Origin of the sequence: Bradyrhizobium sp. MOS001, assembly GCF_004634465.1 — a bacterium.
In the GTDB taxonomy this organism is placed as follows: Bacteria; Pseudomonadota; Alphaproteobacteria; order Rhizobiales; family Xanthobacteraceae; genus Bradyrhizobium; species Bradyrhizobium barranii.
The window spans coordinates 144,617-159,527 of the sequence record NZ_SPVJ01000013.1 but is presented as its reverse complement, the minus strand read 5'-3'; the positions used below and the strand labels follow the sequence as shown (position 1 = coordinate 159,527).

General features: G+C 63.4%; 17 protein-coding genes. 7 read left to right on the top strand and 10 right to left on the bottom strand.

What is annotated here, in order from left to right:
• Nucleotides 1-171: 171 nt before the first annotated feature.
• The 6 genes from CT676_RS19095 to CT676_RS19070 all read right to left on the bottom strand — a co-directional run bounded on the left by CT676_RS19095 (nucleotide 172) and on the right by CT676_RS19070 (nucleotide 5,019).
• On the bottom strand, nucleotides 172-471 hold the full coding sequence (locus CT676_RS19095) for a copper-binding protein (protein ID WP_063981995.1): 300 nt from the start codon (nucleotides 469-471) through the stop codon (nucleotides 172-174).
• A gap of 136 nt (nucleotides 472-607) precedes the next feature.
• Nucleotides 608-1,216: a hypothetical protein gene (locus CT676_RS19090; RefSeq protein ID WP_063981996.1), complete on the bottom strand. Its 609-nt coding sequence runs from the start codon at nucleotides 1,214-1,216 to the stop codon at nucleotides 608-610.
• Entirely contained in the window at nucleotides 1,213-2,061 is an 849-nt protein-coding gene (locus tag CT676_RS19085; RefSeq protein WP_085405679.1) for an ABC transporter permease, read from the bottom strand. The genes CT676_RS19090 and CT676_RS19085 overlap by 4 nt, the downstream gene beginning before the upstream one ends.
• A complete protein-coding gene (locus CT676_RS19080; protein WP_135215176.1) occupies nucleotides 2,058-2,864 on the bottom strand; it encodes an ABC transporter ATP-binding protein in 807 nt (268 codons plus the stop codon). The genes CT676_RS19085 and CT676_RS19080 overlap by 4 nt, the downstream gene beginning before the upstream one ends.
• A complete protein-coding gene (locus tag CT676_RS19075; RefSeq protein WP_167768091.1) occupies nucleotides 2,861-3,829 on the bottom strand; it encodes a YVTN family beta-propeller repeat protein in 969 nt (322 codons plus the stop codon). Before CT676_RS19075 ends, CT676_RS19080 begins: the two co-directional genes overlap by 4 nt.
• Before the next feature lie 8 nt (nucleotides 3,830-3,837).
• Complete coding sequence (locus tag CT676_RS19070) at nucleotides 3,838-5,019, bottom strand: ABC transporter substrate-binding protein (protein WP_135215174.1); 1,182 nt, start codon at nucleotides 5,017-5,019, stop codon at nucleotides 3,838-3,840.
• A 59-nt stretch (nucleotides 5,020-5,078) separates the two neighbouring features.
• Between CT676_RS19070 and CT676_RS19065 the strand changes: the two genes are divergently transcribed.
• Entirely contained in the window at nucleotides 5,079-5,651 is a 573-nt protein-coding gene (locus CT676_RS19065) for a DUF3280 domain-containing protein (protein ID WP_135215173.1), read from the top strand.
• Nucleotides 5,652-5,823: 172 nt separating this feature from the next.
• On the opposite strand, the gene fghA is transcribed toward CT676_RS19065, so the two are convergent.
• Both fghA and CT676_RS19055 read right to left on the bottom strand, forming a co-directional pair.
• Nucleotides 5,824-6,669: an S-formylglutathione hydrolase gene (gene fghA, locus CT676_RS19060; protein ID WP_135215172.1), complete on the bottom strand. Its 846-nt coding sequence runs from the start codon at nucleotides 6,667-6,669 to the stop codon at nucleotides 5,824-5,826.
• Nucleotides 6,670-6,743: 74 nt separating this feature from the next.
• On the bottom strand, nucleotides 6,744-7,364 hold the full coding sequence (locus CT676_RS19055; protein WP_014493646.1) for a response regulator transcription factor: 621 nt from the start codon (nucleotides 7,362-7,364) through the stop codon (nucleotides 6,744-6,746).
• Between the two features lie 192 nt (nucleotides 7,365-7,556).
• Between CT676_RS19055 and CT676_RS19050 the strand changes: the two genes are divergently transcribed.
• Together CT676_RS19050 and CT676_RS19045 are read left to right on the top strand one after the other, a co-directional pair.
• Entirely contained in the window at nucleotides 7,557-8,906 is a 1,350-nt protein-coding gene (locus CT676_RS19050; RefSeq protein ID WP_063982002.1) for a histidine kinase, read from the top strand.
• Nucleotides 8,907-9,059: 153 nt separating this feature from the next.
• On the top strand, nucleotides 9,060-11,522 hold the full coding sequence (locus tag CT676_RS19045; protein ID WP_193560896.1) for a TonB-dependent receptor: 2,463 nt from the start codon (nucleotides 9,060-9,062) through the stop codon (nucleotides 11,520-11,522).
• A 51-nt stretch (nucleotides 11,523-11,573) separates the two neighbouring features.
• Here CT676_RS19045 and CT676_RS19040 read toward each other — a convergent pair whose 3' ends face one another.
• Nucleotides 11,574-12,161: a nuclear transport factor 2 family protein gene (locus CT676_RS19040; protein ID WP_244623200.1), complete on the bottom strand. Its 588-nt coding sequence runs from the start codon at nucleotides 12,159-12,161 to the stop codon at nucleotides 11,574-11,576.
• Nucleotides 12,162-12,240: 79 nt separating this feature from the next.
• Between CT676_RS19040 and CT676_RS19035 the strand changes: the two genes are divergently transcribed.
• Complete coding sequence (locus CT676_RS19035) at nucleotides 12,241-13,203, top strand: LysR family transcriptional regulator (RefSeq protein WP_135215170.1); 963 nt, start codon at nucleotides 12,241-12,243, stop codon at nucleotides 13,201-13,203.
• Nucleotides 13,204-13,212: 9 nt separating this feature from the next.
• Here CT676_RS19035 and CT676_RS19030 read toward each other — a convergent pair whose 3' ends face one another.
• Nucleotides 13,213-13,776, bottom strand: coding sequence for a DinB family protein (locus tag CT676_RS19030; protein WP_135215169.1), 564 nt, complete (start codon nucleotides 13,774-13,776; stop codon nucleotides 13,213-13,215).
• A 124-nt stretch (nucleotides 13,777-13,900) separates the two neighbouring features.
• Here CT676_RS19030 and CT676_RS44095 point away from each other — a divergent pair, with 124 nt between their 5' ends.
• The 3 genes from CT676_RS44095 to CT676_RS19020 all read left to right on the top strand — a co-directional run bounded on the left by CT676_RS44095 (nucleotide 13,901) and on the right by CT676_RS19020 (nucleotide 14,899).
• On the top strand, nucleotides 13,901-14,068 hold the full coding sequence (locus tag CT676_RS44095) for a hypothetical protein (RefSeq protein ID WP_166343176.1): 168 nt from the start codon (nucleotides 13,901-13,903) through the stop codon (nucleotides 14,066-14,068).
• 61 nt (nucleotides 14,069-14,129) lie between these two features.
• Nucleotides 14,130-14,537, top strand: coding sequence for a hypothetical protein (locus CT676_RS19025; RefSeq protein ID WP_014493654.1), 408 nt, complete (start codon nucleotides 14,130-14,132; stop codon nucleotides 14,535-14,537).
• A 149-nt stretch (nucleotides 14,538-14,686) separates the two neighbouring features.
• The gene (locus CT676_RS19020) at nucleotides 14,687-14,899 is read left to right on the top strand and encodes a hypothetical protein (RefSeq protein WP_135215167.1); all 213 of its coding nucleotides are present in this window, start codon (nucleotides 14,687-14,689) and stop codon (nucleotides 14,897-14,899) included.
• Nucleotides 14,900-14,911: the final 12 nt, after the last annotated feature.

Genomic DNA, 14,911 nt, shown 5'->3' with positions numbered 1-14,911 from the left:
ATGGCTCGCAGAGCTCTTGCGTGTCATCATCCGAGCCTTCTTCGAGACCGTCCCGGCTCGAAACACCGCTTGAGCCGGGCGCCGCCGCCAGTTCTTCACTAACGACTGGATGGCCTGGACAAGCCCGGCCATGACGCCGTGCCGCGCGCGGGGACAGGTGAAGATGCAGGGTTACTGCTTCTGCAGCTTGGTCAGCGTGCCCGTACCGTTATTGTCGGTCGCCGAGTACGTCACCCTGTCGCCGGCATGGACGGCATCCAGCATTGCGGCGTCCTTGGCCTTGTACTCCTGAAGCGTGCCGGCGCCGCCTGCGCTGCCGCCGACCGTGCCCTTCTGTGTCTGCTGGATCGAGATCGTGCTGTTGAGCCGGTCGATTCTGGTGACCATCCCGGTCATGTCGTCAGCAAAAGCAGGGGACGCAAGCGTGCTGATGGCTGCAGCGCATGCGAAGATGAATTTTGTTGTTCCCATCGAGGCCTCCCGACGTCTTGGAGTTCACGTCGACAAGCCATCCTAGAGCGATTTGGTTCCGGCTGATAGCGCGGCAAAGGGTAACGATGGCGCTGATATCGCGGGAACTTTCCGAAAGTCGTCAGCGAGGCTGACGCTATTCCATCTCCTGCTGGATCACGCGTCCGAGAGCGAACAGGCGCTGGTCAATCGCGGTCGGAACCTCACAGACGAACCGCACCACCTTGTGGCGATCTTCGAAAATGCGGGTTTCCCAGATCAACTGGTTGCTGAGCGCATCGACCTTTGCGTCGTCGCGTGGTGTCGCGCTCTGGAGCGCCTGGAGCTGGATCGACTCCTCGCGGATCTTGTCGGCCGCCTCGCGCTGTTTGCGGCTGACGCGTTCGAGCCCGTTCATGACCTGCGAGCGCTGGGCGTTGAGCGTGTCGAACAAGCCGGCGAACAACAGCTTGGCGTTCGCCGTCTTGTCAGCGGCGGAGCCGGCCAAAAACTCCTTCACCGACTTCTCGGCCTCGTCCATCGGCGTCTTCCGCGCCGACAGTTTTGAGACCAGCGCGGTGACCTTTGCGTCGTCCTTCCATTTGGTCTCGGCGTCGTCGAGTGCGGGACCGGCCCAGACGGCGGCGAGCGAGATGTCCGGCACCTTGGCCTGCGTGCAAGGCCAGTTGGGATAGCGTGGATCGGCGGCGCACGCAGCCGTACTCGCAACGGCGAGCGCAAAAGCGGCCATGGCCAGAACCTTCATCCTTCGCCTCCCGCAGGGCCCCGTCGCGCCAGCCCGCGCGAGGGATCATAGGCCAGAATCGCGCCGATCATGAAGACGATTGTGCAGGCCGCCACCACCGCCAGCGAGATCCAGTTGATTTGCCCATAGAATGCAAAGCGTATCAGCTCGACCGCATGGGTGAACGGGTTGGCCTGGCAGAGATAGTAGAGATAGGGGCTGCCCTCCTGCACCCGCCAGAGCGGGTAGAGCGCGGAGGAGGCGAAGAACATCGGAAAGATCACGAAGTTCATTACGCCGGCGAAGCTTTCAAGCTGCTTGATGCCCGAGGAGATCAGCATGCCGAGCGAGCCCAGCATCAGCCCCGACAGGATCAGCGCCGGCAGCACCGTGAGATAACCGATGGGGGGAGGCGTGATGTCCCAGAACCAGGCGATCAGCAGGAACGCATAGACCTGGAGCAGCGACACCGCGGTGCCCGCCAGCAGCTTGCAGAACAAGAGGAACCCACGCGGCAGCGGGCTCACCAGCAGCGTCCGCATATTGCCCATCTCGCGGTCATAGACCATCGAGAGCGAGGACTGCATGCCGTTGAAGAGCTGGATCATCGCCATCAGCCCGGGCGCGATATAGACCTCGTAGAGGATGTAGGTCTCGTAAGGCGGGATGATCGAGATGCCGAGCACCTGGCGGAAGCCGGCGGCGAAGATGAACAGCCATACCAGCGGCCGCACCAGCGCCGAGACGAAGCGCTCGCGCTGATGCAGGAAACGCAGGCCCTCGCGCCAGACGATGCCGGTGAGGCAGGTCATGTATTCCGCGGTCGAGAAACCGCGCGGTGTATCCCGCGTCGTGATGCTGCTCATGCGCCGCCTCCCGGCATCGTCTGCGCACCGGTCAGGCGCATGAAGGCGGTGTTGACGTCCTGTGCGCCGGCATCCGTGATGACGCGGCTCATCGGCCCCTGCGCCAGCACCTTGCCCTGGTGCAGCACCACGAGGTCGTCACCGGCCATGATCTCGTCGAACAGATGCGTGGCCCAGAGCACGCCGATGCCTTGCTCGGTGACGAGCTGGCGGACATGGCTGATGATGTCGGCGCGCGCCTTGACGTCGAGGCCGACGGTCGGCTCGTCCAGCAACAGCAGCCGCGGCCGGTGCAGCAGGGCGCGGGCAATCTCCAGCCGCCGCATCTGGCCGCCCGAGAGATCGCGCACCTTGCTGCCGGCACGCTCTTCGAGCCCGATGCGGCCGAGCAGCTCGCCGCTGCGCGCGGCCGCTTCGCGCCGGCTGATGCCGTGGAGTGCGGCGTGATAGAGCAGGTTCTGCGTCAGCGACAGGTCGAGATCGAGCGTGCGCGGCTGGAACACGACGCCGAGCAGCCGCAGCGCCTCGCCGGGGCTCTTGCTGATGTCGTGGCCGAAGATGCCGACGCGGCCGCTCTGGATGCCGAACAGGCGTGTGATCAGCGAGAACAGTGTGCTCTTGCCCGCGCCGTTGAGCCCGAGCAGCGCAGTGAAGCTCGCCGGCTGCACATTAAATGACACGTCCATCAGTGCCCGGCGCGGCCCGTAGGAATGGCTGACGCCGTCGATCGACAGCGCCGGCACCGCGGCCGATTCCAGCCTCGGCATCTCCTGTGGCTCGGCGATGGGAGCAGGGCTGGTCATGGCGAGATCGTAATGCCCCAGGGCAGTTCGCCCACCTGAATGGTCTTGATCACCTTTTGCGCGGCGACGTCGATGACCGAGACGTCGTTCGACACGCCGTTGGTGGTGAGCAGGTATTTCTCGTCCGGCGTGAACGCCATGTGCCAGACGCGCTGCCCCACCAGCAAATATTTCGTCACCTTGCGCGAGGCGACGTCGACCACGGCGATGCGGTTGGCCGGGCCGAGCGCGACGAAGGCGGTCTTGTCGTCTTTGGTCATGCCGATGCCGACCGGCTGGATCGCCTCCTTCCGCAACCCTGGAATCTCGAATGTGACCTTGCCGGTCACCTCGTGCTTTTTGGGATCGATGATCGAGACCGTGCCGCCGATCTCCGAGGACACCCACAGCTCCGAACTGTCGTGCTTGAATTCGGCAAAGCGCGGCCGCGCGTCGACCAGCACGTTGGCGACGATCTGGCGCGACGAGGTGTCGATGAAATGCGCCATGTTGGTCGTCTCGGACGTGTTGATCAATGTCTTGCCGTCGGGGCTGATGGTCATGCCCTCGGGCTCGACGCCGACCTGGATGTCGCCGAGCCGCGCACGCTTCTCCAGATCGATCACGGTCACCGTGTTGTCGTTCTCGTTGGCGACATAGAGGATTTTTCCGGCCGCATCCTGCGCGAACAATTCCGGGTCGGGCCCGGAGGGCAGGCTGTCCACGGTCGCTTGCGTCTTCGCATCGATCACCTGGATGGTGTCGTCGTCGCCGACCGCGACCATCACGAACTTGCCGTCGCGCGTGAAGTCGATGCCGCGCGGGCGCTGGCCGACCTTGATGGTCTTGGTCACGGTCCAGCTGTCGGTGTCGATCACCGAGACCGTGTTGCTCTTCTCGTTCGAGACATAGGCGATGAACGCATGCGCGGGCGCGGCCGCAAGCGCCAGTCCGGACAGCAATCCCACACGCCACATGCGCAACATTCGCGTCCTCATTTCAGCTTGCATTTGCTCTCCGGGCGGTCGTAGCCGAGCGTGTCGAGCTCGGAGACCTGGTGCAGAAATCCCTCCTGCGGCGATACCGACACCACCATGCGGCCGTCGACCAGCAGGATCGGCTGGCGCAGCTGCAGGTTCCAGTCGCGCAGGGTCAGTTTTGTGCCCTTGAAGGCAGCGACTGAAAAATCCGGCCCCTTGATGAAGTCGGTGACCTTCTTGACGTCGCCGGAATTTGTGCGTGAGGTGGCCTCGCCGATTATGCGCACGGCCGTCCAGGCCTGCATGTCGAGCGGGGTCATGCGCCGCGAGTTCAGCTTGATGAAGCGGTTCTGCATCTGGATCGCGCCCCACTGGTCCTGCGATGCGTCCCAGCTGCGCGGCACGAGGCCGGCCGAGCCCGCGACGGGGCGCGGATCCCAGGTGCGATAGGGCAGATAGGCGCCGAACACTTCGCTCTCGTCGGCGGCGACCAGCACGTCATAGGCCGGCAACTGTTGCGTGAACACCGGCATCTGGCGCTGGATCAGCGTCACGCCGCTATCGGTGCGGCGCGCGCCGCCCTTGTCCTCGAAGGTCTTCTCTTGCACGATCTTGGCGCCGAAGCGTGTGGCGGTACGCCGGAGCGCGTCTGCAAACAGCTTGTCCTCGTCATGCGAGCCGACCACGAGCACCCAGCGCTTCCACTGCTTCCACACCAAATATTGGCCGAGCGCATCGGCCAGCATCGCGCGCGTCGGGGCGGTGTGGATGACATTGGCGCGGCAATCGGCCTCGCGCAGGCGCTCGTCGATCGCGCCGGCGTTGAACAGCAGCGTGCCGCGCTCACGCAGGGCGTCCGAGACCTTCAACAGCGCGTCGGCCGGCAGGTCGGCGATGATGAAGCCGTTTTTCTCGGCGAGCGCAGCCGCAGCCTCAACCGGATCTTCGCCTTCCTTGATGCGGCGCTCCTCCAGCGTGAAACGCTGGTTGAGGAATTTTCCCGTGGTGTTGTTGTCCTCGATGGCGAGGCGCGCGCCAGCGACGCCGTCATTCTCCGCGGGCTGCTCGACCAGCGACAGCGTCGATCTGGTGCCGGCGACGCCGAGATAGCCGACGCCGATCTGGACCGGGTCGGCCGCGAGCGCGCTCGTCGCGGCAAGACCCAGGCCGATCAGGCCGACCAACCATCGGATCATGTTTCCTCCAGATGTTCTCCCTGGCTTGACCGCCGGTGGAGAATTGTCTCTGCTAAAGCATGACCGATTTGGCCCGGCTTGCAACCCCGCATTTCGTCCCCGCGCGCGCGAGGCCGGGAATCACGATCATGCGAGCGCTGATATGTTTCGCAGCTTTGCTGTTGACGGGTTCGGTCGCGTTGGCCGATCCGCCAAGGCTCGCGGTGTTCGATTTCGAGCTGATCGACACCAGCCTGCCCGGCGAGTTCTACGGCTCCAAGCCGGAAGAGGCGCGGCTCGAGCGCATCGGCGAGCAGCTGCGCAAGGAATTGACGGAGTCAGGAAGGTTCCAGCTGCTCGATATCGCGCCGGTCAGGGATGCCGCCCGTCACGCCAATCTTCAGGCCTGCGGCGGCTGCGACCTCAAGCTTGCCGGCCAGCTTGGCGCCGACCTCGAGATCACCGGCATGGTGCAGAAGGTCTCGAACCTGATCATCAATCTGAACATCTATTTGCGCGACGTGAAGACCGGCAACATGATCACCGTCGCCAGCGCCGACATGCGCGGCAACACGGACGAATCGTGGTCGCGTACGATGAGCTATCTGATCCGCAATCGATTGCTGGCGCCGAATTACGGGAAGCCGGAGTAGAGCGCTCTTCTTCGCCTCTCCCCGCGTGCGGGGAGAGGCCGGAATTTGCGGAAGCAAATTCCGGGTGAGGGGGAGTCTCCGCGAGTCCAATTCTCACCGTTGCTGCCGAAGCAGCCCCTCACCCCGACCCTCTCCCCGAAAGAACGGGGAGAGGGGGAGGAGAGAGCAAACCTCACCCCTTCAATCTTTCCGCATGCCAGTGCAGATGATCGCCCATGAAGGTCGAGATGAAATAATAGCTGTGGTCATATCCCGCCTGCCGCCGCAGCGTCAGCGGGATGCCCGCCTTGGTGCAGGCGGCCTCGAGCAGCTCGGGCCTGAGCTGTTCTTTCAGGAAATTGTCGGCCTCGCCGACGTCGACGAGGAAGCCGGAATATTTCGCGCCGTCCTCGATCAGCGCCACGGTGTCGTGGTTGCGCCAGGTCTCCTCGTTCGGTCCGAGATAGCCGGTCAGCGCCTTGATGCCCCAGGGGACAAGCGAGGGCGCCACGATCGGCGCGAATGCGCTGGCGGCGCGATAGCGGTGCGGATTGCGCAGCGCGACCGTCAGCGCGCCGTGGCCGCCCATCGAATGGCCCATCACCGATTGCCGCTTGGCGTCGACCGGAAAATTCTCCGCCACGAGCTTGGGCAGCTCGTCGGTGACATAGCTCCACATGCGATAGTTGCGCGCAAACGGCTGTTGCGTCGCGTCGACATAGAAGCCGGCGCCGAGGCCGAAATCATAGGCATTGTTGGCATCGCCCGGCACGTCGGGCCCGCGCGGGCTGGTGTCCGGCGCGACGAAGATCAGGCCCAGCTCGGCGCAGGCTTTGCGGAATTCGCCCTTCTCGGTGACGTTGGCATGGGTGCAGGTGAGGCCGGAGAGATACCAGACCACGGGAAGCTTTGCGCCGGCGGCATGTGGGGGAACATAGACCGAGAACACCATGTCGGTTCCGGTCGCCTGGCTGGCATGGCGGTACACGCCCTGCACGCCGCCATAGGAAGTGTTGGTCGAGACAGTCTGGATCGTCATGCCGTTATGCTCCGTGGCATCTAACCACATCAAGATTGCAACGCTTGTGTGACCGAATTCCTGGCGGTGTGTGGTCAGGCGACGCCGCTGTCGATCGCCAGCCGCACCAGCTCGACCGAGGTCTTCACGCCGAGCTTCTGTCGCATGATCGAGGAGGTGTTGGCGACAGTCTTGTAGGACGACTGCACCAGCCACGCGATCTCGGACAGGCTCTTTCCGGCGCTGAGCAGCCGCAGGATTTCCATCTCGCGCGCGTTCAGCTTCGACAGCGGGCTTTGCGCCAGCGTCGGTCCTGCAAACGCGATGCTGCGCGCGATCGCGGTCGGCAGATAGGTGCCGCCGCCCCCGACGGCGCGGATCGCCTCGACGAGGTCGTCGGGGTCGCCGGTCTTGGAGACGTAGCCCTTGGCCCCGCACTCGATCGCGCGCGCGGCGAATGCAGGGTCGTCGTTCATGCTGAACATGATGATGCGGGCCTCGGGCGCACGTTCGAGGATGCGGCGCGCGAGCTCGAAGCCGGAGACGGTCGGCAGGTTGATGTCGATGATGCAGAGGTCGGGGCGCTCGACAATGAAGACGCATTCGCCGTCCTCGGCATCGGCGGCCTCCAAAATCTCGATCTCGCCCTCGTCGGCCAGCACGGCACGGCAGCCGGAGGCGACAATGGGATGATCGTCGACGATCAGAATGCGCATAGGCGTTCCCCGTGACAGCCTCGGCCTGCTTTTCCGCCGCATGATCCGACAAGAACGCTGCGCGCGTCTCATGTCGCCTCATGCAACCCGGCCGGGATTGCTGTACGCTTTCGATTAGATATCGGGCGCTTCGCCTCTGTCAACGTCATCGGACAGGCGCGGGCCAACCTTCGCGAGGCACGGGCGGCACCAATGTGGCAAAATCTATCGTTGCGCGCGCGCATCAACCTTCTGCTGGCGCTGCTGCTGGCGCTGGGGCTTGCCGTCAATATCGGCCGCCAGGTCGCGGAAGCCGGGCCGCGCGTGCAGGCCGAGGACCAGAGCGTGATCCGGCTTGCGCGCGAATTCATCGAGATGATCGTTGCGGATCTGAACGAGGCGCCCGATCCGGATGCCAGGCTGAACCAGATCGCGCGCGATCTGAGCCGCCTGCGCCATGTCAGCATCGCGCTTCAGGACGCCGGCGGTAACCCGCTGACGCCGCCCCGGCCTGCCGACGACGACGCGCGCGGACCGCCGGCCTGGTTCGTCGGCCTGGTTCATCCCGAGCAGACCACGGTGAGCGTGCCGGTCTCGGTCCATGGCAAGCCGGGCTCGCTGGTGATCACCGCGCATCCCGATGACGAGATCGCCGAGATCTGGGACGCCATCGTGACCCAGCTCGAGGTCGGCTCGGTGATCGCGCTCGCGCTGTTCCTGGTGATGATGACGGTGGTCGGCCGCGCGCTCGCGCCGCTGCAGTCGTTGGCGCAGACGATGACCGCGATCGAGGGCGGGCATTATGACGCGCGCGCCACGCCGGGCGGTGCGCCCGAGCTGGCCGCGATCTGCGGCAAGCTCAATCATCTCGCGGCGGCGCTCGGCGAGGCGGTGGAGGAAAAGCGGCTCCTGGCCGAGCGTGCGGTGTCGCTCCAGGACGTCGAGCGCAAGGAGATCGCGCGCGAGCTGCACGACGAATTCGGGCCGTATCTGTTCTCGCTGCGCGCGCATGCGAGCGCGCTGGCGAAGCTCGCGGACGGGCGCGCGCCGAATGCCGACTCGGTCCGAAAGCACGGCAGCGCCTTGCTGGAACAGATCAACCAGCTCCAGCAGTTCACCCGCCGGGTGCTGGAGCGGCTCCGGCCCGTTGGCCTTGCCGAGCTCGGCCTGCGCCAGGCGCTGGAATCGCTCTCGCGGCTGTGGCGGGAGTCGCATCCCGACGTCGCGATCGAAACCGTGATCTCCGCCACGCTCGGGGTCACCGGCGAGACGGCCGACCTCACCATCTACCGCATCGTGCAGGAGGCGCTCACCAACGTGTTCCGCCACGCCGGCGCGACGTCGGTCAATGTCGTGATCGAGCCCGTCGAGCAGGCCGGCGGCCGCGGCTATGCGCGCGTGCGGGTCAGCGACAACGGCCGCGGCATGGAGCCGGGCCAGAAGCTCGGCTTCGGCCTCGTCGGCATGCGCGAGCGCATTCTGGCGCTGGGTGGCACGCTCAACGTCGTCTCCGGCGACGGCGGCTTGACCGTGGAGGCGCTGGTTCCGACGGCGGCGTCCTGATTGCATCGGGAAAAATTCCCGATTTGGTCGGGAAGGCGGGTGCGGATAGTGCCAGACCTTTTGTGGCTGGCGGACTCACTGCCGCCGAATACACTCATCTCAACCAAACGGCGAAAATCAAAACAGCCGGTGGTCACGGATGGGAAGGCAGGGATGGGCAAGCCTCTTTGGTTCAAGCGTCGTTTGTTGATGGCCTCGGTGTCGACGGGGCTGGTGTCGGGCTTGGTCCTTGCAGGCCCCGCCGCAGCCGCGCAGGACGAGGAAACCAACGTCCAGAATCTGCCGGCGGTCGAGATCACGGCACCACCGCCGTCGGCCGTGAGGCGTAGTGCGCCGACGCGGCCGGTCGCACGGGTAGGGGCGCCGGCGTCCGCCAGCCCCAGGACGCGCCTTTACGTCTACCCGACTTCGCCAGGCACCGGCCGAGGTCTCGACGTCGACAAGGTGCCGTCCGCGATCAATGCGGTTGATGCCAGCCAGATCAGGCGTACCGCCTCCCCGGATATCGCCGTTGCCCTGCAGCAGTACGTGCCTGGTCTCAGCATCAATGAAGTGACCGGCAATCCATTCCAGCCCGATGTGCAGTTTCGCGGCTTCGTCGCTTCACCTCTGGCCGGCACGCCGCAGGGCCTCGCCGTCTACCAGAACGGCGTACGCATCAACGAGGCGTTTTCCGACACTGTTAATTGGGATCTGATCCCGACGGCTGCGATCCGATCGGCAGTGGTCGTAACTAACAATCCGGCATACGGCCTTAACGCGCTCGGCGGCGCCATCGATCTGCAGATGAAGAACGGCTTCAACTATCAAGGGGCCGAGATCGATATCATGGGCGGCTCATTCGGCCGCATCCAGGGCTCTGCACAATGGGGCAAGAAGGTCGACAATAACTGGGCAGTCTACGGAGCGCTCGAAGGCATTCACGACAATGGTTTCCGCAATTTCTCGCAATCGGATGTCCGGCGCTTCTATGGCGATGTCGGGTATCGCTTCGAAGGCAACGAGTTTCACCTCAATGGCGGCGTCGCCAACAATTCCCTGGCAGGACCCAGCACTGTTCCGGCCGAATTGCTCCAGCAATATTGGGGGGCGACCTACACAACGCCGCAAACCATCTCCAACAAGGTCGGCTATCTCAACCTGACCGGCAAGGTGGAGGCGACGCCGACCTGGACCTTTGAGGGCACGGCGCATGTGCGGAGCTTCAAACAGAGCACCGTGGACGGAAACCCGACCGACGCCCAGGCATGTGCCGATCCAACGCTCCTGTGCTTTGGCAATGATACGGTCCCGGCTTTTGGCCTGAATGGCGTTCAGCTCGCCAATACCTTTGCGCCAGACGCCATCCTCAGCGAGATCGATCGCACCAGCACGAAATCGACCACATTTGGCGTGTCCGGTCAGGCAACCAACAGCGACCAGTTGTTCGGTCATGAGAACCGCTTCGTAGTTGGCGCGAGCTATGATGTCAGCAGCACGCGCTTCACCGGCAGCGCTGAATTAGGAACCATAGGCACGAACTATGTCGTCACGGGCAGCGGCATATTCCTGGGCGCCTCCGGTGACCCGACATCGGTTGGTCCCGTGTTGCTTCGCACCGTCAACCAATATCACGGGCTCTATACGCTCGACACGTTCAACGTGGACGATCGCTTTGCGGTGACGGCAGGCGGGCGATTCAATGCGGCCCGTGTCACGCTGATGGACCAGCTCGGCACCGCCCTCAATGGCGATCATACCTATGATCGGTTCAATCCGATCATCGGCGGCACCTACAAGATCACCTCTGAAGTGACTGCCTATGCGGGCTATTCCGAGGCCAACCGGGTGCCCACGCCACTCGAGCTCGGCTGCGCCGATCCGGCGAGGCCATGCATCATCGGGCAGTTCCTGATCGCTGACCCCTCACTGCAGCAAGTCGTATCCAAGACCTTCGAAGCGGGCTTCCGCGGCACCAAGGAATTGAACATCGGCTCGCTCGGCTGGAAAATCGGTGCCTACCGTGCCACCAACTATGACGACATCCTCGCGACCCCAATTCCGGGCCTGACTGGCTTCGGCTTTTTCCAGAACGTCGGCCGGACGCGCAGGCAGGGTATCGAAGCCGAGGTGAGCCTGAAGTCGAATGTGCTTCAGTTCCAGGCGAGCTATGCGTTCCTGGACGCGCGCTTCCTCGACGCGCTGACGCTTGGATCAGAGAGCCCGTTCGCCGACGCCGGCAACATCCAGGTCTTGCCGGGCAATCACATTCCGCGCCTCCCTAGCCACCTTATTAAGGCAAGCATCGAATATGCGGTTACCGATGTCTGGAAGGTCGGGGGTGACGCGCTCTTTGTCTCGAGCCAGTATTTCGTCGGCGATGAGTCCAACCAGTTTCCGAAGCTGCCGTCCTACGCGGTGTTCAATCTCCACACCTCCTACCAGATCACCAAGAACCTGCAGATTTACGGTCGCGTCGCCAACATCTTCGACAACCGCTACTCGACCCTTGGCACCTTCTTCGATAGGGAAGCCTTGCCCAACTTCACCAATGGTGGTGCGGAATTTAATGACCCGCGATCGCTGAGCCCGGCAAGGCCCCGTGCGTTCTATGCGGGCATGCGGATGACGTTCTGAGTTCGACACGCAAGCCCGGCCGCCTCTGGAGGGCGAAAGACATCATCATCTTTACTCCACCCAGCCTCGGGCGAGGATCGCGGCTTGCTGCAAGGAAATGCGCCGGACCAGCGGATCTGCATGGCGGTGCACCAGCTGCCAATCCGTGCTGTCCTCGCGATAGATTTCCGTGACGCGCAGCGACCAGTCCTGGGCAGGCAAGCCGCCGACCTCCGCGCTCTGGCGTTCGATCATGACGAGAGCGATGAGCCCGTTCGACACATAGATCTGCAAGATCTCCAGCTCGGTCTCACCGTTCCTGAAATATTGCGCCAGGTCGGCCAGCCGCTTTGGACTGCTGTCGAATCCGAAACTCGCAGGGCCTCCGAAAGGTTGCATCAGTGTGAAATCCGGCGCAATGCGGACAAGCTGGGACCAACGGTCCATGTCTCCACGCATGAAGGCCGCATTCTTCTCCCCGGCGCGCTGGATGATGCTGGCTAGCGCGGCGTCCCCGGCGGTTGCATTGCATGGAAGCTGACCGGAAGCAGGAATTGCCGCCGCCGCCATCATCATCGAGCGCCTCGACATTCTGTGCGGCGAGTCCTGGTTGTCCGGCGAGCCATGGCCTTTGCTCACCCCTTTCGACCTTCTGATCATTTCGAGGCTCCTGATTGCACGATCTACGCATTCCATGGGGCCTTGATCTCGATGAATCCAGCGATATGATTTCAGCAACATGCTGAACCAAATTGATCTATCCAGGGTCGAACTGAATCTCCTTGTGGTCTTCCGCGTGGTCCTGGAAGAACGCCATGTCGCGCGCGCGGCCGCGCGACTGAACCTGACTCCGTCCGCTGTCAGCCACGCGCTTGGCCGGCTGCGCCTTGTTTTGAACGACCCGCTGTTCCTGCGAACTCCGAAGGGCGTCGTTCCAACGGAGCGGGCCCTGGAGCTCGACCACCCGATCGCTGAAATCATCGCGCGCGTCGAACAACTGGTTGGCTCGGCTAGACCATTCGACCCTGCAAAAAGCCATCGCCGGTTTACGATCGGCGCACCCGATGCTGTTCTCGCCTCGACAACGGGGCAGCTACTCGGTTCGATCGCGAGTAGGGCGCCCCACATCGACATCGGATTGATCCATGTGATGCCCGCGCCCCGCGGCGGCGCGATCGGCGAACCCTGGCACGAGTGCCTCGAGATGCTCGAAAGACGAGAGCTGGACGTCGCGATGCTGCCGCTGCCGGCGGTATCGCCGCGTTTCGAGGCGCGCAGGCTCTACGACGATGAATTCGTGCTGGCCATGCGCAAGGGACACGCCTTCGCCAGAGCTCCGACACCCGCGGCATTCTCGCAAGCGCAGCATCTGCTGGTGTCTCTCAGCGGCGAGCCGCGCGGCTTCGTCGATGAGATGTTGGCAAAGCGCGGTCTCAAGCGCCGCATTGCCTTGACTGTCCCGAACTTTATGATGGCGCTCGTCCAGCTTGCAGGGTCCGAACTGATCGCCGCATTGCCGCGGCGTCTGATGCAGCAGCACGCCGGGCATTTCGGATTGATGTTCGTCGAGCTGCCTTTCGCCCGTAAGCCGGATACGATCTGCGCCATCGCGACCAAGGCTGCGATGAAGGACGCCGGCGTTGCATGGCTGATGGAAGTTGTCTTCGCCTCGGTCGGAGCAGGTCGGAACCGCAATCGGTAGCGCGCGCGCTCAGTTGGGCGGCCCCCAAACGGTTTCCTCCGTCCAGCCCAGATCGGCAAACTCGGATGCCCTCAACGGCGCTTCGGCAGTTGAAAAGAACTCGTCGAGCTGCGGCGGCTTGATGCGCGTTCCCGACAACATCGCATGCGCCTGCCCACGGTGGTGAATTTGATGCTGAATGAGATGCATCAGCAGCCGGTCGCGTCGCTCTATCTGGACACTGGGATCTCGATTGATCCGCACGTCTTCGTTCAAGGAGGCGGGCGTCAGAGCATCGCAGACGCGGATGAAGCGCCGGTCCATCGATGCTTGAGCTTCCAAGAGCCCTGCAAGAGCTGGAAATGGGATCGGATCCTCCCAGGCCTTCGGCCCAAGCCATCCGCCCTCGAGTGCATCGACGTAAAAGAGGTCGACGACATAAATATGGTTCAACGTCCGCTGCAAGCTCGGGAAGAAGCCCGTCCGCTCGACCTCAAATTCGCCTTGGCTCAGCTCGGCGCACGCGCGGAGCAACCGGTGGTTCGCCCAGGCATTATTGTAGGCGAAGGCGCGATAGCTTTGAACGATCGACATTGCAAACTCCTCGACCTGCTCGGCGCCGCGTTCCTTTACCGATCAGAAACCATAGCAAATGATCTGAAAATTGTAACGAAACGACTTGGCTGTTTCCGGGTAGGTTTGCCGGAGGGCCCGTCCGATGACAGAGCACCAGTTGCGAGAGCGGGAATTCCAGATCGCGCGTTACAGGCTTCTGGAGCGCGAAGTCACCGATCCGCTTGCCGCGTGCCTGCTTCACAGCATCATCGAGGAACTGGAAGCCGAGTTGCGAAGGGACAGACCGGATTCGCACGGGCCGCGCGATTAACCGTTTCTTAGCGCTAATCATGCGGATTATTCGCGAGGGAATGTCAAGGGAGACTGCTCCCATGCTGAAGGACGGCACGTACGCGGCGTGGTACAAGACGCCACTCGACCAGGGTACCGGGATCGTCCATGTCGCAGACGGACAAATCTGGGGCTGCGACAGCCTGATGACCTATCACGGCTCCTGCAAGGTCGATGGAGATCGCTTCACCGCCACCGTGTCGACGAAGCGTCATACCGACGGACGTGCAACGGTCTTCGGCATCGACGACGAGCTCACGCTGGACATCGAGGGAAACTGCCCCGGCAAGGTCGCGACTTACACGGCGAAGGCAGCGCAGATGCCGGGAATGATCCTCCAGGGTACGCTCATTCTCACGGAACAGCAGCCGCCCGCGCGTGAGCGAACCGAGCAGGTACCCGCGTTCAATCCCGACAAGCTTCCGAAATTGCCCAAGCGCTCGCGCTGATCGAGCGAGCCGGGTCGCTCGGCGTGCTCGGTTCAATACAGCATCATGTCGGACAAGGCTTCGCGTTGCCAGCTTGCCAGGCTGGCGCGACGGCCGCAGCAGGACTCGCAATCACTCGGGACCGCGTTTGTGAACGGACGTATGCGTTCTTGCCATCGATGGTGGAGCGTCGGATCGTTCTATCGATGGTTTCGGACGATCGCTCCTGCATTCGCAGCGCGAAGCTGAAGATCATACCGCCCAACGGCAAGGACCGCGACTTCGTGGTGGATGGTCTGGGCTCGCGAGCCGTGATCAATTCGCTGTTGGCGTGCTTCGACGCGGCTCAGGGCGTGAAGGGCAAAAAGCAGGGCAGGGGGTAAATCCGGGCGTTC